The 20,365-nt window shown below is 62.0% G+C and carries 18 protein-coding genes; 9 read left to right on the top strand and 9 right to left on the bottom strand.

What is annotated here, in order from left to right; genetic code table 11:
• The first annotated feature begins 119 nt into the window (after positions 1–119).
• The gene (locus tag G7Y51_RS06355; protein ID WP_165175674.1) at positions 120–1,040 is read left to right on the top strand and encodes a DUF2333 family protein; all 921 of its coding nucleotides are present in this window, start codon (positions 120–122) and stop codon (positions 1,038–1,040) included.
• Positions 1,041–1,300: 260 nt separating this feature from the next.
• On the opposite strand, the gene gap is transcribed toward G7Y51_RS06355, so the two are convergent.
• The 9 genes from gap to G7Y51_RS06400 all read right to left on the bottom strand — a co-directional run bounded on the left by gap (position 1,301) and on the right by G7Y51_RS06400 (position 9,350).
• A complete protein-coding gene (gene gap, locus G7Y51_RS06360) occupies positions 1,301–2,317 on the bottom strand; it encodes a type I glyceraldehyde-3-phosphate dehydrogenase (RefSeq protein ID WP_165175677.1) in 1,017 nt (338 codons plus the stop codon).
• Positions 2,314–2,481 carry a hypothetical protein gene (locus G7Y51_RS06365; RefSeq protein ID WP_165175680.1) on the bottom strand — a complete coding sequence of 56 codons (168 nt, stop codon included), beginning with the start codon at positions 2,479–2,481 and terminating at the stop codon, positions 2,314–2,316. Before G7Y51_RS06365 ends, gap begins: the two co-directional genes overlap by 4 nt.
• Before the next feature lie 73 nt (positions 2,482–2,554).
• The gene (locus tag G7Y51_RS06370; RefSeq protein ID WP_165066045.1) at positions 2,555–3,109 is read right to left on the bottom strand and encodes a GAF domain-containing protein; all 555 of its coding nucleotides are present in this window, start codon (positions 3,107–3,109) and stop codon (positions 2,555–2,557) included.
• Positions 3,110–3,340: 231 nt separating this feature from the next.
• Positions 3,341–3,703 carry a polymer-forming cytoskeletal protein gene (locus G7Y51_RS06375; RefSeq protein ID WP_165066048.1) on the bottom strand — a complete coding sequence of 121 codons (363 nt, stop codon included), beginning with the start codon at positions 3,701–3,703 and terminating at the stop codon, positions 3,341–3,343.
• Positions 3,704–3,732: 29 nt separating this feature from the next.
• Positions 3,733–4,839, bottom strand: coding sequence for a rod shape-determining protein RodA (gene rodA, locus G7Y51_RS06380; RefSeq protein WP_165175683.1), 1,107 nt, complete (start codon positions 4,837–4,839; stop codon positions 3,733–3,735).
• A gap of 94 nt (positions 4,840–4,933) precedes the next feature.
• A complete protein-coding gene (gene mrdA, locus G7Y51_RS06385; protein ID WP_165175686.1) occupies positions 4,934–6,862 on the bottom strand; it encodes a penicillin-binding protein 2 in 1,929 nt (642 codons plus the stop codon).
• Positions 6,849–7,316 carry a hypothetical protein gene (locus G7Y51_RS06390; protein ID WP_165175689.1) on the bottom strand — a complete coding sequence of 156 codons (468 nt, stop codon included), beginning with the start codon at positions 7,314–7,316 and terminating at the stop codon, positions 6,849–6,851. Before G7Y51_RS06390 ends, mrdA begins: the two co-directional genes overlap by 14 nt.
• Positions 7,313–8,209: a rod shape-determining protein MreC gene (mreC, locus tag G7Y51_RS06395; RefSeq protein ID WP_165175692.1), complete on the bottom strand. Its 897-nt coding sequence runs from the start codon at positions 8,207–8,209 to the stop codon at positions 7,313–7,315. The genes G7Y51_RS06390 and mreC overlap by 4 nt, the downstream gene beginning before the upstream one ends.
• Positions 8,210–8,309: 100 nt before the next feature.
• Complete coding sequence (locus G7Y51_RS06400) at positions 8,310–9,350, bottom strand: rod shape-determining protein (RefSeq protein WP_165066061.1); 1,041 nt, start codon at positions 9,348–9,350, stop codon at positions 8,310–8,312.
• Between the two features lie 785 nt (positions 9,351–10,135).
• Between G7Y51_RS06400 and G7Y51_RS06405 the strand changes: the two genes are divergently transcribed.
• The 8 genes from G7Y51_RS06405 (at position 10,136) to G7Y51_RS06440 (ending at position 20,320) form a co-directional block, all read left to right on the top strand.
• Positions 10,136–11,797, top strand: coding sequence for a translation initiation factor 2 (locus tag G7Y51_RS06405; RefSeq protein ID WP_165175695.1), 1,662 nt, complete (start codon positions 10,136–10,138; stop codon positions 11,795–11,797).
• A 326-nt stretch (positions 11,798–12,123) separates the two neighbouring features.
• Positions 12,124–12,915: a type III pantothenate kinase gene (locus G7Y51_RS06410; protein WP_165175730.1), complete on the top strand. Its 792-nt coding sequence runs from the start codon at positions 12,124–12,126 to the stop codon at positions 12,913–12,915.
• 130 nt (positions 12,916–13,045) lie between these two features.
• Positions 13,046–14,347 carry a phosphopyruvate hydratase gene (gene eno, locus G7Y51_RS06415; protein ID WP_165175698.1) on the top strand — a complete coding sequence of 434 codons (1,302 nt, stop codon included), beginning with the start codon at positions 13,046–13,048 and terminating at the stop codon, positions 14,345–14,347.
• A gap of 349 nt (positions 14,348–14,696) precedes the next feature.
• The gene (folD, locus tag G7Y51_RS06420) at positions 14,697–15,554 is read left to right on the top strand and encodes a bifunctional methylenetetrahydrofolate dehydrogenase/methenyltetrahydrofolate cyclohydrolase FolD (RefSeq protein ID WP_165175701.1); all 858 of its coding nucleotides are present in this window, start codon (positions 14,697–14,699) and stop codon (positions 15,552–15,554) included.
• A gap of 118 nt (positions 15,555–15,672) precedes the next feature.
• On the top strand, positions 15,673–16,122 hold the full coding sequence (locus G7Y51_RS06425) for a DUF805 domain-containing protein (RefSeq protein ID WP_165175704.1): 450 nt from the start codon (positions 15,673–15,675) through the stop codon (positions 16,120–16,122).
• A gap of 85 nt (positions 16,123–16,207) precedes the next feature.
• Positions 16,208–17,290 carry an iron-containing alcohol dehydrogenase family protein gene (locus tag G7Y51_RS06430; RefSeq protein WP_165175706.1) on the top strand — a complete coding sequence of 361 codons (1,083 nt, stop codon included), beginning with the start codon at positions 16,208–16,210 and terminating at the stop codon, positions 17,288–17,290.
• A 95-nt stretch (positions 17,291–17,385) separates the two neighbouring features.
• Complete coding sequence (locus G7Y51_RS06435; RefSeq protein ID WP_165175708.1) at positions 17,386–18,573, top strand: DegT/DnrJ/EryC1/StrS family aminotransferase; 1,188 nt, start codon at positions 17,386–17,388, stop codon at positions 18,571–18,573.
• A gap of 85 nt (positions 18,574–18,658) precedes the next feature.
• Complete coding sequence (locus G7Y51_RS06440; RefSeq protein ID WP_165175732.1) at positions 18,659–20,320, top strand: cytidine 5'-phosphate N-acetylneuraminic acid synthetase; 1,662 nt, start codon at positions 18,659–18,661, stop codon at positions 20,318–20,320.
• The last annotated feature ends 45 nt before the right edge of the window (positions 20,321–20,365 follow it).

A 20,365-nucleotide genomic window follows, 5' to 3' on the forward strand; every position in this document is an offset into this window, starting at 1 on the left:
CAAGATGAGAGTTTTTTTCAGCCCTGCCCCTTCCGCCGGGCCGATACGTTCCTATTATAAGTCGATGCCGTTCAGCCGGAACGGCGCAGCTCACCGTCTCTCAAGCGAGGATTTTTTTCATGAAACTGCCTGAACTTCCCCCGGTGTTGAAAATGCGCGTTGTGCTGAAAACCCTGGCCGTGCAGGCCAGCCTTCTGGTGGGCATTCTGGTTGTGATCTGGGGCCTGCAACGCGTTTATGGCATAGTGGACGCCACCACCTTTCCGGATCCCGTAGCCGTGCCCGAAAATGCCGACCAGCTTGCCGACAATGAAAAAGGCAAAATCCTGCTGGACGCCATTACCCATCAACTGCGCTATGAGCTGGATTCCCCCTTCGGCTGGAGCTTCAACGACATCATCTTCAACCGTTTCGCGCTGGATAACCGCGCCTACCGCCAATATGGCGTCTACCACGCCACAAAATTCCTGCTGGATCTCTATTCCAGCCAGATCGCCAAACTGGGCTCCAGCGACCGCGAAAGCGAATTTCTCTATAAAGCGCGCATCAACAGCTTTGCCCTGGATCCGCGCAGCTTCATGTTCCCTTCGGCCGAGGGCTCTTACAAAAAGGGCCTCAAGCTGCTGGAGCAGTATAAAGACTCTCTGGACAAGGGCACGGGCGTCTATAATTGCCGCACCGATGATCTGTACGCCTCCTTTGTCACTGTCACCGGCGAAAACCTGCTGGGCTACGCCCTGGGCCTGTTGGAAAATGCCCAGGACATGTCTTTCCATGAGCTGGATAATCGCATCTACGAAGTGCAGGGCATCGTGCTGGTGCTGCGGGACTTCATCAATACCCTGTATGTTCTGTATCCTGAGATCCGGGCCAAAAACAATGAGGACAACATGGCCGCGGTCATGGAGTACCTGAACCGCATCTGCACCTATGACCCGCTTTACATCACCTCGTCTTTTAACTCCGGGGAGCTGGTTCTGTCCTATCTGATGTTCGCCAAGGCCCGTTTGGAAGACATCCGCGACAGCATCCGCATTTAGAGCGGTTTGCTGTTGAAAGCGGCAACCGCTCTGGCGGCCGCGGGAGCGGACGCCCGCGCCGAATGAGCCTGAAAACCACGCTTTTCAGGCGAAATGATGGCAGCGCCGCTTTTGAAATTGAATAATTTCAAAAGCAAAATGCTCTAGGGCCTGCCCCTGCCTGACGCGCAAGGGCGCGCCCCTCATCGTGAAGACGGGGGCGCGCCCTGCGCGTTTGTGGCGCTGTGCAGCGCCGGACGAGCGTTTCAAAAAAATATGCTCTAAAGACCTTTGTCCTGCATCAGGCAGACCAGATCGCAGACCCGGTTGGAATAGCCCCATTCATTGTCGTACCAGGCCACGGCCTTGATCAAATGCCCGTCCTGCACCGTGGTGTAGGAAGCCTCCAGGATGGAGGAAGCCGGATTGCCCTTGAAATCCATGGAAACCAGGGCCTTGTCATTGTATTCCAGAATGCCCTTGAGGTAGGTTTCCGAGGCCTGTTTGAGCTTGCCCAGCACGGTTTCGGTATCGGTCTGCTTTTCCAGCATGCCGGAAAAATCCACCACCGAGACCGTGGGCGTGGGCACGCGCAGCGAGTAGCCGCTGAACTTGCCCTTGAGTTCGGGAATGACTTTGGCCACGGCCTGGGCCGCGCCCGTGGATGTGGGGATGATGTTGCAGGCCGCGGCGCGCGCCCGGCGCAGATCCTTATGCGCCATGTCCAGAATGCGCTGATCGTTGGTGTAGGAGTGGATGGTGACCATATTGCCGATCTGGATGCCGAACTCGCGTTGCAGCACCAGGGCCACCGGGGCCAGACAGTTGGTGGTGCAGGAGGCGTTGGACACGATATGGTGTTTGTCCGGATCGTACTGCTCCTGATTCACGCCCATGACAATGGTGAGGTCTTCCTCTTTGGCGGGCGCGGTGATGATCACCTTTTTCGCGCCGTTGTCCCGGTGCACGGCGGCCTGCGGCGCAGTGCGGAAAATGCCCGTGCTTTCAATGACCACATCCACGCCGTACTCGCCCCAGGTCAGTTGCTTGGGGTCGCGCTCGGCAAAGCAGTGGATGTTCCAGTCGCCCACAGTCACGTTCTGGCCGTCGACCCTGGCGTCCAAAAAAGCCCGGCCGTAGACCGAGTCATATTCGGCCAGATGGAAGTTGGTCTCCGCGTCGAAGAGATCGTTGACGGCCACCACTTCCACGCGCTCCCTGTAACTTTTGTGCAGGGCGCGGAAAACCTGGCGGCCGATGCGGCCGAAGCCGTTGATGCCCACTTTGACTTTTTTCATATTGCTATCCTCAGCATAAAAAAGGGAAAATTCGGGATTGCCGCGCCGTATGCGCGATGTTTTGCCGGCAGCACGGCAAACGGGTTTTTCAGGCAGGAGGGATTCTTTGCGTCCATGCCCGAAAAAAAACCAGGTTCCACGCCGCCGGCGGCGAAAAAGGCCACATGCGATTCAGGCATACATGACCGGCGCGCGCGGCGAGGCCTGACGCTCCGGCGGGCAAGGGGCCGGGCCTGTTCAGTCTTCGTAGACCGAATAGGCATGTTTGGCCATCAGCTCGTAATTGTTGCGCAGGGCCTCATGCAGACGCGCGTTTTCAATGGCCAGGGCCGAAACGGCGGCCACGGCTTCCATGAAGGTCTCCTCATCCGGGGTGAACTCGCGCTCCACAGCGGAATAGACGCGGATCAGGCCGATGGCCTTGCCGTCAACCATCAGCGGCGCGGAAAGCACGGAAACCAGGCCTTCGGCCTTGGCCGAAGCCGGGTACTGAAAGCGGCCGTCGGCCGCTGCATCCTTGAGATGGATGGTCTTGCCGGCCAGGACCTCGCCGTCCATGCCGCTGCGTTTGATCTCCACCGGGCCTTTGCGCAGGTACGAATCCGAAAGGCCGTAGGCCGCGCTGGGCAGGAGAAAACGCCCGGTGCTGTCCAGCAGCCGGATGGTGCTGGCCTTGCAGCCCATGGTGGCTGCGGTTTGCTCGGTGATTTTATGCAGGACATCCCTGGGTTCCAGGCTGGAATTGATCACCAGCGCCACGTCCCTGAGCGCGCGGAAATAATCTTGTGCCATAAATGTCTCCTTGGGAAAGAGCTGTATGCCGCGCCCGACGCCGACGCCGGACGCGCAGTGTTGTCAGCGGGGCAGGGCGGTTACCCGGCCGCCTGCGCCGTGGGCGCGAAGCTCAATCGGCAAGGGAGGCGTCAGGGCCGCAGTCGCTGTATCCAAGAATACATATACGCTATTTTTTCCAGCCCGGCAATCCGGGGCCAGGCGGACTCCAGGGCTGCCGCACAAGCTGCGTCAGCTCTGTTTCATCCCGGCCGGGCTCTTGGCCTTGCCGGGGTTTTTCATAGTGATTTGCCCGTCAATGACGCCGCCTTCCTCGGTGAGCAGATTGGGCGTCTGCAGGATGCCTTCCAGCACGCCGGAAGAATAGACAACCACCCGGCGCTTGGCCGTGATTTCGCCGGAAAAATGGCCGGAAAGCAGCAGCTCGCCTACTTCGAGCGTCCCATCCACCTGGGCGTCCTTGCCCACGTTCAGGGTGCCGTCGCTCTGAATTTCACCGCTGTATTTGCCTTCAATGCGCACCGTGCCCTTGAAGGTGAGTTTGCCCTCATACACGGTATCGGAACCGAGATATGCGATTTCATCCTTGCCCACAATGCTTCTCCGTTGTACGCGTGTTTTTTTCAACTTTTAAACATGAAGCGCCGCATGGACACATTAAGCACAATGCCCAGCAGGGTAAAGTTGACCACAGTGGCGCTGCCGCCATAGCTGATGAAGGGCAGCGGAATGCCCACCACCGGCATCAGCCCGATCACCATGCCCATATTGATGAAAATTTGCCAGAAAAAATAAAAGAAGACTCCCACCACCAGCATGCTGCCAAAGCGATCCTTGGCCTGCACGGCCGTGGAAAAAATGGAGAGCAGAAAAAGACAGAACAGGGTGACCAGGGCCACGCAGCCCACAAAGCCCCATTCCTCGCCGAATACGGCCACCGCGAAGTCGGAATGGCGTTCGGGCAGAAAGCGCAGCTGGCTTTGGGTTCCTTCCCTGAAGCCCTTGCCCCAGAGCTGGCCCGAACCGATGGCAATGCGCGACTGAAGGATATGGTAGCCGGTTCCGCGCGGATCGTTGCCCGGATCCAGAAAGGTCAGGATGCGCTGGCGCTGGTAATCGTGCATGCCCACAAACCACATCACGGTCGCCGCGCAAGGCACGGCCAGCAGACAGGTTTTCAGCACATAGCCCCTGATCCCGTGAAAGAGGATCATGCCCCCCAGGATCAGCAGGATCATCAGCGTGGTGCCCAAATCCGGCTGTATAATGATCAAAGCGCAGGGGATCAGGCCCACGCAGAGCACGGCGCTGAAGTCCTTCCAGCCCAGGGGGCGGCCGTCGCGCGCCAGCAGACGCGCGGCCAGCACCAGCACGGCCAGCTTGGCCAGCTCCGAGGGCTGGATGCTCATAAAGCCCAGAGAGATCCAGCGCTTGGCTCCGTACACGGTTTTGCCCGCCAGGGGCACCAGCAGAAGCAGGGCCACGGCCAGCAGAAAAAAAGGCCAGGCCAGATTGCGCAACTGGCGGTAATCGAAACTCATGGCAAGCAGCATACAGCCCAGGCCGCAGACGCCCCAAATCAACTGACGCTGATAAAAGCCGGAAAAGGCCAGGCCGTCCTCCAGCCGCGTGCCGCTGGCCGAGTAAAGGTTGCCCACGCCCAGCAAATAGAGCAGCAGCATGCAGGCCAGCAAGCCCCAGTTGAGATAGCTGAAAAGACGTTTGTCCATGAAGATGCTTCCGCGGCAGGGCCGCAAAGAATGTTCCCCGATGCTGTGCCGGTGTAGGTTGCCGTTGCAAACGCTCTTGCCCCGCGGCCGCCCGCTACCCGGTCGGGATCCGGTTTGCCCGGGCGGCCGGCGTGGCGGCAGGCTGCGCCACAGGCGGGCCGGCGTCCGGCCCGAACAGATGCTCGAAAATCTTTTTGGCTATGGGCCCGGCAACGCTTGAGCCGCCGCCGCCGTGCTCCACCATGACCACCACCACATAGGCTTTGCCGTTTTTTGATCCCCAGGTGGCGATCCAGGCATGGTCGCGCTGGTTGTATTCCATTTCAGAGGAGCGCAGGCGGCGGTCTCCGGCTGCCAGTTTCAGTTTGACCACCTGCGCCGTGCCGGTTTTGCCCCCCATGTCCGCATCCTTGCGGCCCACCACGCGCGCCGTGCCGATGCCGGCCGTTTTGCGCATGGCATTCACCACGAATTGCAAGGTCTCGGGCCTGGCCGGGACACGGCCCCTGACCTCGCGCGGGGCGTCGTTCAAAAGCTGGGGCTTGAGCAGGTCCCCGCCGTTGAGCAGGGCCGAAACATAGACCGCGATCTGCACCGGCGTGACTTGCGTGTAGCCCTGCCCGATAGAGACGTTATAGGTTTCGCCGCGCACCCAGTCCCTGCCGAAGCGTTGTTTTTTCCACCGGCGGGAAGGCACAAGGCCGGATCTCTCGTGCGGCAGATCAATGCCCGTGGGCTTGCCAAAGCCGGAAGCCCTGGCGAATTCTTCAAGCTTGTCGATGCCGAGCCGCTCGGCCATGAGATAAAAATAGACGTCGCACGAGTTGACCAGCGCGTTTTCGAGGTTCATGGCCCCGTGGCCGCCGCGCTTCCAGCAGCGGAAAATCTGGTTGCCCAATTTGATCTGGCCGGGGCAGAACACGGTTTCGCGGGAGCTGATGCCGCGTTCCAGGAACAACGCGGCCATGACCAGTTTCCAGACCGAGCCCGGCGGATACGCGCTCTGGATCACCCGGTTCTGCATGGGAAAGCGGTTGCTGGTGCGCAGCGCGTCCCAGTCGCGCCGGGAAATGCCGGCCGCGAAAAGATTATTGTCATAGGCCGGGGACGTCACCAGGGCGCGCAGCTTGCCCGTATCCGGCTCCATGACCACCACGCAGGCCGCTTCGCCGCCCAGGGCGTCCCAGGCGGCCTGTTGCAGGTCGCGATCCAGCGAAAGATTCACTTCCCGGCCGCTGTGGGGCTCCTCGCGCAGCATTTTGCCGAGCACCCGGGCGTGCGCGTCCACTTCCACGTCATACAGACCCTTGCGGCCGCGCAGCGTTTTTTCCAGTTCCAGCTCCAGGCCCTGCTTGCCCACCAGATCGCCCATGGCCAGGGCCTCGTCCCTGGCCATTTCCTGCTCGTTGACCTCGGCCACATAGCCCAGAACATGCGCGAAAAGATCTTTTTCCGGATAGCTGCGCTTGGTGCGCACCACGATTTCCAGGCCGGGCCAGGCGTAAATTTCCGATTCAATGCGGGCCACCAGATCAAAGTCGATGTCCGTGATCATCAGGAGCGGTTCAAAGGATTTTACCTTGAAGCGATCCTGCTGGTATTTCTCCCGGATTTGCGCGAGAGGAATGCCGGACCAGGCGCTGATCTGGGCCAGTGCGGCCGGGATGTCGCGGCAGTCCTCGCGTACCAGGGAGAGGCCGTAGGCGGTGCGGTTGTCGGCCAGAACCTTGTCGCGATCATCCAGAATACGGCCGCGCGGGGCGAAAATACGCTCCTGACGCAGGCGGTTTTCCTGAGCCTGCCGGGCGAATTCCTCGCCGCGGTGGACCTGAAGGTACCAGAAACGGACCACAAAGAGAAAGAAAAGCAGGCCCACCAGCACCTGCAGCAAAATCACGCCCCCGCGCGGGGGCTGGTAGCCCTCGCTTTCCACCTGGATTTTCAGCCAGGAGCGGATGCCCTGTTTGCGTTCGGGCGCAGCGTCGCCGGAATCGGGCGGGAGCGGTTGCTTATTGTTCCTCATTATTCGTCCACTGCCGGGTCAGGACCAGAAAACGCCAGGCAAAGGGCAGGAAAAGCGCCTGGATCAGGCTTTTGTCCAGGGTGTCCTGCACGTTGAAGGTCAGATTCTGCAAGGGAGCCATGAGCCAGGCCACGGCGTAACAGGCCGCGCCCAGACAGGCGGAAAGCAGAAAGACGAAGATGAAATTTTCCACTTCAAACAGCCAGCGCCCCAGTTTGAAAAGCGCGATCACGGCCGCGTACCAGACGATGGCCGCGCCGAAAACCCGCGTGCCCATGCCCTCCTGCAAGAGCACAAAGAGCGGCAGCAGCCAGAGCATGTTTTTATAGTCCCGCTCCTGCAGGAGGATGATCAGCCCGGCCGCCAGCACGTCCAGGCCGGGCGCCAGCGCCTGCAAGCCGATGGCCAGGACTATGAAGCCAAACCACCAGACGGTGTTGCGGAATTTGCTCATGGCGTCACGGCGGTTCGGGGCGCGGGCGGTCCCACAAAGGGAGGCGGCGGCCCGGAGGGCTCCGCAGCCGCGGGAACAATACCTGTTGGCTCCAGCAGGAGCACTTCTTCAAGGTGCTGCAAATCCACCAGAGGCTCGGCATAGACGGCCATGAACTGGGTGTAGTCCGAGGGGGCCACGCTGAGCACGCGGGCCACGGGAATGCCCTTGGGATACTTGCCATCCAGGCCCGAGGTGATCAGCACCTCATTCTTTGTGACATCCGCGTCGCGCTGCACGAAATTCACTTCCAGATTCCGTCCCGTGCCCCGGCCCGCCAGAATGCCGGGCGCGCGGCCATCCTGCGAGAAAACCGCAATGCGGCTGCCCGGATCCGTGAGCAGCAGGGCTGTGGCCGTATGGGCGCTGGCCCTGAGCACCCGCCCCACCAGCCCCAGGTGAGTGACCAGCGGCGTGCCCGGGCGCGCGCCCGTGGCATAGCCGCGGCTGATGGTGATGCTGTCCAGCACGGCGTTGGGGCCCATGCGCCCGGCCAGGACGCGCGCGCCCAGCGGCCGCCAGCTTTCGTCCACCGGCAGTTGGAGCAGGGCGCGCAGGCGCTTGAGTTCCGCCAGATCCTCGCCGTGCGCCAGAAGGCGGGATTCCAGCTCCGCCACCCGGACTTTGAGGCGCTGATTTTCCTCGCGCACGCCCACCAGGTCAAAATAGCGATCCCAGAAGCCCACGCTCACATCCTGAAGAGAGCGCATGGGCTTGAGCACCGCGCCGGTCAGTTCCAGACCGAGGCCGGCCGCGAGATCGTCAAGCGTGCGGGTGCGCTGGTTCCAGGAATACATGCCCAGAAAAAGAATCAGCAGAATGCCCGCAAAGATCAGAATGCGCCGCAATGTCACAGGCGTGTGCCCTCAGGGATCAAAAGCGCGGTATGCGGATAGGGACGACGCCGCGGCGGAATCGGCGCCAACGCAACGTCAGGGGTCGCTTGCAGCACAGCTAATCAATACACACTTCTTTGAGTATGGGCAGATTATCAAGCGCTTTGCCCGTGCCCACCACCACGGTGGAAAGCGGATCGTCAACAACAGTGATGGGCAGGGACGTTTCTTCGCGCAAGAGTTGATCCAGGCCCTTGAGCAGCGCACCGCCGCCGGTGAGCACAATGCCGCGATCCACGATGTCCGCGGCCAGTTCCGGCGGGGTCTGCTCCAGGGCGATGCGCACGGCCTGCACAATGCTGTCCACCTGCTCGGAAATGGCCTTGCGCACTTCCTCGGAGGTGATGATGATGTTCTGCGGGATGCCGGTGACCAGATCCCGGCCCTTGACCTCGATCTGCTGTTCCGGGTCCAGGGGATAGGCCGAGGCGATCTTGATCTTGATCTCTTCAGCCGAGGACTCGCCGATCAACATATTGTACTTGCGCTTGACGTGGGTCATGATCGCTTCGTCCATCTTGTCCCCGCCCACGCGCACCGAACGCGAGTACACGATGCCGGAAAGGGAGATCACCGCCACTTCCGTGGTGCCGCCGCCGATATCCACCACCATGTTGGAGGTGGGCTCCTGAATGGGCAAATCCGCGCCGATGGCCGCGGCCATAGGCTCCTCAATGAGATAGACCTCGCGCGCTCCGGCGGACTGGGCCGATTCCTTGACTGCGCGCTTTTCCACCTGGGTGATGCCCGTGGGCACGCAAATCATGATTCTGGGGCGCACCAGGCGGCGGGAATTGTGCACTTTGGAAATAAAGTGGCGCAGCATGGCCTCGGTGATTTCAAAATCGGCAATGACGCCGTCTTTCATGGGCCGGATGGCCCAGATGTTGCCCGGCGTCCTGCCGAGCATGCGCTTGGCGTCCTGGCCCACAGCCAGAACCACGTTGTTGCCGCGGGGGTCTTTTTTGACCGCCACCACCGAGGGCTCGCGCAGCACGATGCCCTGCCCCTTGACATAGACGCAGGTATTGGCCGTGCCCAGGTCAATGGCCAGATCGTTGGAAAACATCCCCAATGCGAAATCCAGAATTTTGGACATTACTCTTGTTTGCCTCGCTGTGCTGGTGTGCGGCTGTTTCCGGCCTGTTCAAACAAGGGCCGGAACAGACGCCTGCGCATCCCGATCCGCGCGTTGCGGACAAATTCGCGGCGGCGCTCCGTTGCTGCATCCGTGCTTTGTCTGGTCCGCCACACGGACGGCCCCGCCGGCGTGCGGCGCGCCATCGGCGTGAACCGGCATTGGCGACGCCGGCGCGGAATCGTTATTGGTGCTTGACTGAAAACTGTTGGGCCAAAACGTGGTTGAAGTCAAGGTATTGGGCGAGGGGTTCAAAATCTTTGTCCCGGCCCCTTCCGCCGCCGTGGGCCTGAAAGGCGCGGAATCATGCCGCGCCGGCATGTTCGGGACGCCTGTTTTCCGCGCATGTGCGGCCTGCGCGTGCAAAAAATTCCACATGACGCGGCCGCGGCGCGCGCGGGCTTTCCCTTGCTGCGCAGTGCAAGGCCCGGCGGCGAAAATACAGGGCTGCCGCCCCTTGCCGCCGGTACATGGCTACCCGCAAGCCTTTTTCTATACCTATGGCTCACCTGTCCGTCTGCAAATTTCGCTCCAAAGCGTGAGGCGTCTGCCGGAGCGCCGGAGCATTGCCGTGGGCAGCAGGCCGCACTGCCCCCAGCGCAGATTACTTTTAGAGCATATTGCCTTAAGGTCTGTGGTTGGCTCATGCGCCGCAGCGCGGGCGAGAAATGCCCCGGCTTTACTTTTGCACGCGCACGGGCTAAACAGCCGACTTCCGCCATTGCGGCAGTACTGGTGATCCCGATATGATTGACTTGCCCCCTTCCCCGGCAGCGCAGGAAAGAGCTGCGCGCTTGCGCCGCCTGGCGGATCTCCTGTTTCTGCTTCTTGTTGCCCTCTATGCCGGGGCTGTTTTGCGGGGCATTGTGCCCCTGTCCGCCGGGGGCGCTTTTCTGGACAGCGATCTGGCCACCTATGCCCAGGGCATGGCCGGGGAAGCGCATCCCGAGCTCTTTGCCCTGGATCCCGTGCTGCGCGAGGCGACGCCGGCCAACAGCATCTGGAACCTGGAACGCTTTGTCGCCACCCGGCTGGCCCCGGGGGACGACTATACCCTGGGTTTGTTCCGCGCCGGCGCAGCGTGCATCTTCGTTTTCTACGCGGGCTTTTACCTGCTGGGCCGCCGACTGTTCACAAGCCCGATCCTGGCCGCCATGCTGGCGCTGGTCTCGGGCGTGTTCGTTTGGATAGGCTGGGGCACATTCTGGGGCATTGCCCATTCCGATCCGGTGCCCCGCGTCTTTTTTGCCGCCGTATGGCCCTTTTTGCTGCTGGCGGCGCTTGCGGCCCTGACAAGGCCCTGGTTGCGGCCTCTGGCCATGCTGGCCACGGGTCTGTGCATGTGGGTGCACGGCATCAGCGCCCTGGCCACGGGCGCCATGTTCTTTATGGCCTTTGCCCTGCGCAGGCCGCCGGGCCTGAGCCCGGCCGGGCATCTGGGCAACCTCGTTCTCTGTCTGGCAGCCTATTTTATCCCGGTGCTGGCCTTTCTTTGGCCCTCGCTGACCCAGACGCAGGCCTTCAGCGCGGCTGAGCTCAATGTCTTTCAGGAGCTTTTCGCCCGGCGCTGGCGGAAGGATTACGGGCAGTTCTGGTCGCAGCTTGCCGGCCTGGCGCGGGTGGGCAACCCGGTGCTGCTGCTTTTCTGCGGCGGTCTGGCAGGCTGGCTGATCACCCTGCGCCGGGGCGGAGCCATGACCCGCAGGCTGGCCGGCATGTACCCGGCCTTTCTGCTGGCGCTGGTGCTGGTGGCGCTTTTTTCCTGGGTGGAATCGCTGCTTGCGCCGCATTTCGGGCGTCTGCCCCTGGGGCATGAGCTTGTGCGCGGTGTGCGCTTTTTGGCCCCGCTTTCCTGGCTGATGATCATTTCCGGCCTGGCCTGCTTCTGGCCCCGCTTCAGCAGGCCCGTCAAAGGGCTGTTGTTTGCCGTAACGCTGCTGGCGACCTTCAGCCTGAGCCGGGATCGGCAGCATATGGCCGCAATGTATGCCCTGACCCGGCAGATCCCCGTTCTGTCCCTGCCGCTGCAGGAGAGAGCGCGTGAGGAGATGCGCCGGGCCGCTGTGTACCGCGAGGCCCTTGAAGCCCTGCAACGGCTTGTCCCGGCCGGGCAGGCGGTGTTCAGCGATGGCGAGGACATGGCCGTGCGCTACCTGGCCCTGCGCGGGCTGGTGCATACGTTCAAGGACGGCTATGTCTTTTTTTACAACAAGGATGTGCGGGGCTGCCGCGACTGGCTGCGCTATACGGCCATGAAAGAAAGCGGCCCCACAGGCTATGTGCAGGCCTGGCTGGCTTCGGGCGCGCCCTGGCTGTTCAGCGGACGCCGGCAGGACAGACCGGAGCTTGAACGCTACGGCGACGTGCTGTGGGAAAATGCGGGCTGGCTGATCGTGCGGCGGCGTTAGCGCCTGCTGGAGCGGTTTAGCTAATTTCATGAGCAAAACGCTCTACTTTCATGAGCAAAACGCGCTGCTGTTATGCGTTACATGGAATCCGCCTGCGCAAACGGCCGCTCCGATCCGGTCGGGACAGGAGAGCCGCTTCGGCGGCGGAGCCGCACTTCGCTCCCACGAAGCCTGCGGCTTCGGGCGATGCTGCAGCATCGCCGTCAGGGCTGCCGCACAAGATGCGTCAGCCCTGACGGTCGGGAAAGCCGCGCTTGCTTCCATGCCGCGAATCCGGCATACTTTTGCGGCGAGCCAAGATCTTTCTGGCCATTGCGGAGCGTGGTATGCAGCCGGAACTCCTGCTCTTCGATATAGGAAATACCTCCATCAAGATTGGCCTTGCCAATGAACGGCATGTGCTGACCTCATATACGTTGCGCACCGATCCCGGTCAGACAGCGGACGGTCTGGGGCTCATGCTGCTGTCCATATTGCGGCATGCCAGGGTGAAGCCTGCCTCTCTCAAGGCCTGCGTGGCCTCCTCCGTGGTGCCGGGTTTTGACCCCTTGTTGCGCGAGGCCGTGCCCCGCTATATGGATTGCCCCCTGTACTGCGTCGGGGAGGATCTTCCCATCCCCCTGGAGAATCGTTACGAGCGGCCCTCGGAAGTGGGGGCCGACCGCCTGGTGGGAGCCTTTGCCGCGCGCAGACTCTGCCCGGAGGCCGACTCGCTGATCGTGGTGGATTTCGGCACGGCCGTCACCTTTGACTGCGTGAGCGGCGAGGCCTACCTGGGGGGCCTGATTTTTCCCGGTCCTCTTACGGCTCTGGCCGCGCTTTCGCGCGAGGCGGCCAAGCTGCCCAGGGTCAACCTGGACATCCGCGCGCAGGAGCCGTCGCCGGGGCGCGACACGGTCACCAGCATCCAGCACGGCCTGGTTTTCGGCTTTGTCTGCATGGTGGAGGGCCTGACGCAGCGCTTGCGGCGGCAGTTGCAGGGCCGGACCAAGGTGCTGGCCACAGGCGGTTTCGCCCCGGCCATCGCCAGAGTGAGCTCTGTTTTTGATCAGGTGCTGCCCGCCCTGCTTCTGGAAGGGCTGCGTCGTCTGTACTACGAGAGACGTGACAGCCTTTGAATTTTTTGGGGCGGCACAGCCGCCGGAAATGAGCCAGAAACCGCGTTTTTTGGCGAAGTGATTGAAAATGGATATTTTCAATCAAAAAATGCTTCAGAAACAAAAAAACACTCAAGGCAAAGGAGCCCACATGAGCATCATCGCCTCTGTATTCGGCCGTGAAATATTGGATTCGCGCGGCAATCCCACCGTGGAAGTGGAAGTGAGCCTGGAGTCCGGGCAGTGCGCGCGCGCCGCCGTGCCTTCCGGGGCCTCCACCGGCAGCCGCGAAGCTCTGGAAATGCGCGACGGCGACAAAAAACGCTACGGCGGCAAGGGCGTGACCAAGGCCGTGGAGCATGTCAACGGCGAGATCGCCGACGCGCTCGTGGGCCTGGACGTGCTGCGCCAGGTCCAGATCGACAATACCCTCATCGATCTGGACGGCACGGACAACAAGTCCCGCCTGGGCGCCAACGCCATGCTGGGCGCTTCCATGGCCTGCGCGCGCGCGGCGGCCTCCTGCCTGGGCCTGCCCCTTTACAACTATCTGGGGGGCGTCAACGCCAAGGTGCTGCCCGCGCCCATGATGAACATCATCAACGGCGGCGCGCACGCGCCCAACAATCTGGATATCCAGGAATTCATGATCATGCCCGTGGGCGCCATGACCTTTCGCGATTCCCTGCGCATGGGCGCGGAAATTTTTCATACCCTGCAGGCCATCCTGAAAGCCGACGGTCTTGTGACCAGCGTGGGCGACGAGGGCGGTTTCGCCCCCAACCTCAAAAATCATGATCAGGCCTTTGCCTATATCATCAGGGCCATTGAAGAGGCGGGCTACAATCCCGGCGGCGAAGTGGCTCTGGCCATTGACGCGGCGGCCTCGGAATTTTACGAGGACGGCAAATATGTGCTCAAGGGCGAGGGCAAAACCTTCAGCAATGCGGAGATGGTCGAATGGCTCGCCGGGTTCACCCGCAAATATCCCCTGATCTCCATTGAGGACGGCATGGCCGAAGGCGACTGGGACGGCTGGGGCATGCTCACTGCCAGCCTCGGGGAGAGCACCCAGCTTGTGGGCGACGATGTTTTTGTGACCAATCCGTCGATCCTGGCCGAAGGCATTGCCGAAGGCGTGGGCAACTCCATTCTGATCAAGTTGAATCAGATCGGCACGGTCACCGAAACCCTGGATACCATTGAAATGGCCAAGGAAGCGGCCTACACCACCGTGATTTCGCACCGTTCCGGCGAGACGGAAGACAGCTTCATCGCGGATCTGGCCGTGGGCGTCAATGCCGGACAGATTAAAACCGGTTCGCTCTGCCGTTCCGAGCGCATGGCCAAGTATAATCAGCTGCTGCGCATTGAGGAGGAACTGGGCGACGAGGCCGAGTTCTTCGGGCCCATGCTGGCCGAGTATTACTCACTGGGCAATGCCGAAGAGTAAACGACCCGGCCCCGCGATCGCTGCCCGGCGGCCCGGCGCTGCAATGGTCAGTGCCGTGCCTGATGCCGGGGCGAAGTATTTTCCGGATGAAGCCGTGCGGCATTTTTGCCTGTACACGGAACATTTCTCGTCTTCATGCACAACGTCCGATACCCCCGCGCCTTTTCCCGGGCGCGGGGTTTTGCGCAAGGAGGGCAGCGCGTCATGCGCTTCGGCGTTGCCGTCACAAGCTGTTTCGGAAAAGACGCGTATTTCAGGGGCCGTCGTGTCTTTGCTTGAGTTCGCGGGCCGGGCGGCGTATAAGGAATAATTCCAGACAACGCTTGAAAATCCACGCTCGGAGAAAAGCATGCTTCTGATTGACGGCAAAGAAACAGCCCTTGCCATCCGCGCGGAGCTCGCGGACGAAGTGTCCGCCGCCTGCGGCCAGGGCCGCCGCGCGCCAGGACTGGCGGTCATCCTGGTGGGCGAGGACCCGGCTTCGCAGGTCTATGTGCGCAACAAGGAGCGGGCCTGCGCCGCGGCGGGCATCCTCTCCTTTCCTTTTCACCTGCCCGCGCAGACCAGCCAGCGCGATCTGCTGGCCCTGATCCGCCAGTGCAACGCCCGCCCGGACGTGGACGGGATTTTGCTGCAATTGCCTTTGCCGCAGGGCCTGGATGCCCAGGCCTGCCTGCTGGCCATTGATCCGGAGAAAGATGTGGACGGCTTTCACCCTGAGAATGTGGGGCGGCTTTCCCTGGGCCTGCCCGGTTTCGTTTCCTGCACGCCCGCCGGGGTCATGGAGCTGCTGCGCCGCTATGATCTTTCGCCCTCGGGCAAAAAGGCGGTGGTGGTGGGCCGTTCCGATATTGTGGGCAAGCCCCTGGCCATGCTGCTGGCCCGGCCCGGCGCGTATGCCGACGCCACGGTGACCATCTGCCATTCGCGCACCGCGGATCTGGCAGGGGAGTGCCGAAGCGCGGACTTCCTTTTTCTGGCCGTGGGCAGACCCGGTTTTGTGACCGGCTCTATGGTGCGCGAGGGCGCAGTGGTCATTGACGTGGGCATCAGCCGCACGCCCCAGGGGCTGCGCGGCGATGCGGACTTCGCCACGGTGGCGCCCAGGGCGCGGGCCATCACGCCTGTGCCCGGCGGGGTCGGGCCCATGACCATTGCCATGCTCCTGAAAAATACCGTTCAGTCCTGGCGCGGCCGCTCGGCCTGAGGGCAGGCCCGGACCTGAGGCTGCGGCGGCGCGCCCATGCTCCCGGAGAGCCGGGCCGGGCCGTGTGCGGTGTGACGGGACTCGCATTGCCCCATAAAGCAACGCTGGAGAAAGCCACATGACCTTTGCCGAGGCCGTCCGCGTCTGTCTGAAAGACAAATACGCCTGTTTCCGGGGCCGCGCGTCCCGCTCGGAATTCTGGTGGTTCATGCTCTGCATCGGCCTGATCAATCTGTGCGCCGGGCTGGCGCTTTCGCCCTTTCCGCCCGGGACGGCCATGGGCCTGAATTTTCTGATTTCTCTGGCCTTATTGCTGCCCAATTTCGGGGTCACGGTACGCCGCCTGCACGATCGCAATCTTTCGGGCTGGTGGCTGCTGATCCCCCTGGGCAGCCTGCTGCTCTGGCTGCTGGGACGCGGCGCGCCCGGAGCGAACGCGGTCCCGGCCTCGGCTCTGCTTTCCCTGACCATGTGCGTCTGCTACCTGGCCATTCTCTCTTTGCCGGGCACGGCCGGGCCCAATCGCTTCGGGGCCGATCCCCTGGCGGCGGGGAACGAACGCCCTTGAGGCGGAACCCGGCGCGGGCCCGCTTGCCAGAAAGGCCTTGATGGCGTATGGCCCCGGAATCACCAGTTATAACAAGAGGGCAATCATGTACCGCAACGCGAAAAATGTCGGCCATTATATGATTGGCAAGGGCGCGCTTTCCCAGCTCGGAGATATACTGAAGCCTCTGCGCGACGCAGGCCGGCCCGGCCCGGCGCTTTTCTTTCTCGATCACTGTTTCAGGGACGGAAAACTGGCGGCCCGGCTGCCCGTGGAAAGCGGGGATCTGCTGATGTATGTGGACACCAGCCAGGAGCCCACCACAGAGAGCGTGGACGGCTATGCGGCCCAGGCCCGTGCGTTTCTGAGCGGCAAAACGCCCGGCGCCCTGCTGGCCTTTGGCGGCGGCTCCACTCTGGACACCTGCAAATGCGTGGGCAATCTGCTGACCAATCCCGGCAAGGCCGAGGACTATCAGGGCTGGGAGCTGGTCAAACATCCCGCGCCCTATAAAATCGCCGTGCCCACGCTTTCCGGCACTGGCTCTGAAACCTCGCGTACCGGGATTATCTGCAATGAGGCAAAAAATCTGAAGCTGGGCATGAACAGCGATTACACCATGTTCGATCAGGTGCTTCTGGATCCGGAACTGACCGCCGGGGTGCCGCGCAATCAATATTTCTACACCGGCATTGACACCTATATGCATTGCTTTGAGAGCCTGTCCGGCTCCTACCGCAATGTGGTGGTGGATTCCCTGGCGGAAAAAGCCATCGACATCTGCAAACGGGTCTTCCTCTCCGAAGATATGATGAGCGACGAGAACCGCGAACTGCTGATGATCGCCTCCTTCCTGGGCGGCATGGCCGCGGGTTTCGTGGGCACGGTGCATCCCATTTCCGCGGGCCTGAGCATGGTATTGCACATGCGGCACGGTCTGGCCAATTGCTATGCCCTTTCCGTGCAGGAAGACATCTATCCGGACGAATACCGGGACTTCATGCGCATGATCGAGCGTCAGGGCATCGATCTGCCCAAAGGCATCTGCCGGGGCCTGAGCGACCAGCAATATACGGCCCTCTATGAGGCCAGCATTGTGCATGAAAAACCCCTGGCCAACCGCCTGGGCCCGGATTTCAAAAAGATCCTGACTCAGGAAAACGTCATTGAGCGCTTCAAGCGCATGTGAGGTCATGGGCAGGCTTTTTGCCCAACGCGTTTTTCCCGGATGCGCAGGCGCACAGCCCGCGGCCTTCCAATCACGAGTCATCAGGGAGTGCGGCTATGGAGATCAAAGTCAACTTCAGCGGACGCGCCATCCGCTATACGGAAGAAGAAATCGCGGTGGTCGCGGAGGCCATGCGCAACGCCGATCCCCTGACCCAGGGGCGGTACATGCTCGCCTTTGAAAGCAAGTTCGCGCAGTATCAGGGCGTGGCCCAGGGTTCCTGCTTCACCACCATGAACGGTTGCGCGGCGCTGGAAATGTCCGCCCAGCTTTGCCGCTTCAAGCCCGGCGACGAGCTGGTCATCCCCTCGCACACCTTCACGGCTTCGGCCTACCCCTATCTGAAAAAAGGCGCGAGCCTGGTCTGGGCGGACGTGGATCCGCGCACCCGCGTGGTCACGGCCCAAAGCATTGAGAAAGCCCTGACTCCCAGGACAAAAGCCGTGGTGGTGGTTCACCTCTACGGCTATGTGGCCGACATGCCCGCCATTGCGGCTCTGTGCAGGGAGCGCGGCCTGATCCTGATCGAAGACGCCGCGCAGGCCATCGGCGCGGAAGTGGAGGGCAAAAAGGCCGGCAGCTTCGGGGACATGGCTGTGTTCTCCTTTCATTCGCACAAAAACCTGACCACCTTGGGCGAGGGCGGTATGCTCTATGTGCGCGATCCCGCCCTGGCCGCCGTGATCCCGGCCCTGCGGCACAACGGGCACTGCGCCTATGCTTTCGAGCGTCCGGATTACTGGAAGCCCGCCATGGGCAATGTGGACGTGCCCATGCTGGACGGCGACATGCTGCTGCCCGGCAATTACTGCCTGGGCGAGGTGGAATGCGCCCTGGGCGCGAAACTTCTGGATCGCATCGACCAAATCAACGACGAAAAGCGGGCCAGGGCGCTGGCGTTCATCGACGCGCTGGCCGATTGCCCGGAGCTGGAATTTCACCGCGTGGACAGCCGCCGCCACAACTATCATCTGCTGGCCGCGCGCATGACCGCGGGCCCGCAGATGCGCGACCGCTTCATGCGCGCCATGGCTGAGGAAAAGGGCGTCAAATGCGTGGTGCAGTATATTCCGCTTGACCGCTACGACTTTTACAGGCGCCTGGGCTGCGGCACGGCCCATTGCCCCAATGCGGACGCCTTTTTTGACAGCATGGTTTCCTTTCCTTTCCAGCACTGGCTGAGCGAGGAGGATTTTCAGTATATGCTGACGGCCACGCGCGAGGTGATTCAGGCTTTGCGCTGAAGCGCAGCGCTGCCCGCACCCGGGGTCTGTTTCAAGCCCCGGAGCAAACCCGCCCGTGCAGGCGTCATGCAAGATTGTGAAAGCCGTGAAGGAACGCTGCATCGTCATCCCCGCGATCAAGAAAAACGCGGTCATCCCCGACCAACTGGTCAAAAAGCTGGCCGGGGTCACGCTCATGGAGCGGGCCATCAACACGGCGCGCGGCGTGGTTCCGGGCAAGGACATCGTGGTGCTCACGGACAGCCAGGAAATCTCGCTGATTTGCGAGAGGGCGGGCGTGGGCTTTCATCGGAACAAGGATCTGCGCTTCACAAGCCTGAACATTGTGGCCGAGATGCGCGATCTGCTGGGCGAACTGGCCGCCCGCTACCGGCACTGCATCATTCTGCGCGCCTCCTGCCCGCTGCTGACCTGGGTGGATGTGGAGGACGCCTGGAAAAAATATCTGGACGCCGGGGCCGACAGCCTGGTCACGGTCAAAAGCGTGCGCCAGCGGATCTGGAACGTGCGCGGCGGCAATCTGGAAAGCCTGCTGGACAGCGCAAGCGGCGCGGACGGGGAGGATTGCTTTCTGGTGGAAAGCCGGGCCCTGATCATCCTGCGCCTGGCTCTGCTGCGGGACAGGGAGCCCGCGTCGTTTGGGGGCCGCCTTTCCGGCCTGAGCCCAAGCAAAGTGATCCCCTATTTCCTCAACGAGCGGGCCATTGAGATCCAGAGCTATCAGGACTGGTGGATCTGCGAGCATCTGCTGCGGCGGCGGCATGTGGTTTTTGTGGTGGCCGGGTATCCGGCCATTGGCATGGGCCATGTCTTCCGCGCGCTGATGCTGGCCCACGAGATCACCAGCCACAAGATCACCTTTGTCTGCACGCGTGAGAGCGAGCTGGCCGTGGAAAGCATTGCCCAAAAGGATTACCCCATTGTGCGCCAGGGGGCTGAGGATCTGGCCGACACGGTGCTGGCCCTGCGGCCTGATCTGGTGGTCAACGATTTTTTGAACACCGACGCGCCCTACATGGAGCGATTGCGCGCGGGCGGCGCGCGTTGCGTTAATTTTGAGGACGAGGGGCCGGGCGCGGAGCTGGCGCAGCTTGTGATCAATGCCCTGTACGAAAACGGCCAAAGCACGGAACGGCTGCGCTGCGGGCCGGGCTACTTCTGCCTGCGCGACGAGTTCGTGGGCGCCGCGCGCAATGAACTGCGGCCGCAGGTCAAAACAGTGCTGATCACCTTTGGCGGCACGGATCAGCGCGACTGCTCGCGCCGGGTTCTGGAGATCATTGAGCCCATCTGCCGGGCTTACGGCATTGCCATCCGGCTGGTGGCCGGGCCCGGCTACGCCCACAAAGCGGCTATGGAGGCCCATCTGCGCAAGCTGGAAAATCCGCTGGTGGAATTCACCTGGGCCACCAACGTCATGAGCCGGATGATGGAAGGCGCGGATCTGGCCATCTGCTCGGCCGGGCGCACGGTCTACGAGCTGGCGCACATGCGCGTGCCCGGCATTGTTCTGGCCCATCACGAGCGCGAGGCCCGGCACAGCTTTGCCAGACCGCGCAACGGCTTTGCCTTTGCGGGCCTCATGGATCGCATCGGCGACGATAAAATCCGCAATGTTTTTCTGGCCATGCTCAAACAGAACAGGCGGGCGCGCTTCTGGGCCCGCCAGAACCGTCTGGACTTCACTGCCAATAAGGCCAGGGTTGTGGGTCTGATGCTGGATCTTCTGGACAGGGACGAAACATGATCCGGGGCAAAGCGCCAGGCTGCCGACAGCGGCCTGCTGACCCGC

The organism is Desulfovibrio sp. ZJ369 (genome assembly GCF_011039085.1).
Taxonomy (GTDB): domain Bacteria; phylum Desulfobacterota; class Desulfovibrionia; order Desulfovibrionales; family Desulfovibrionaceae; genus Desulfovibrio.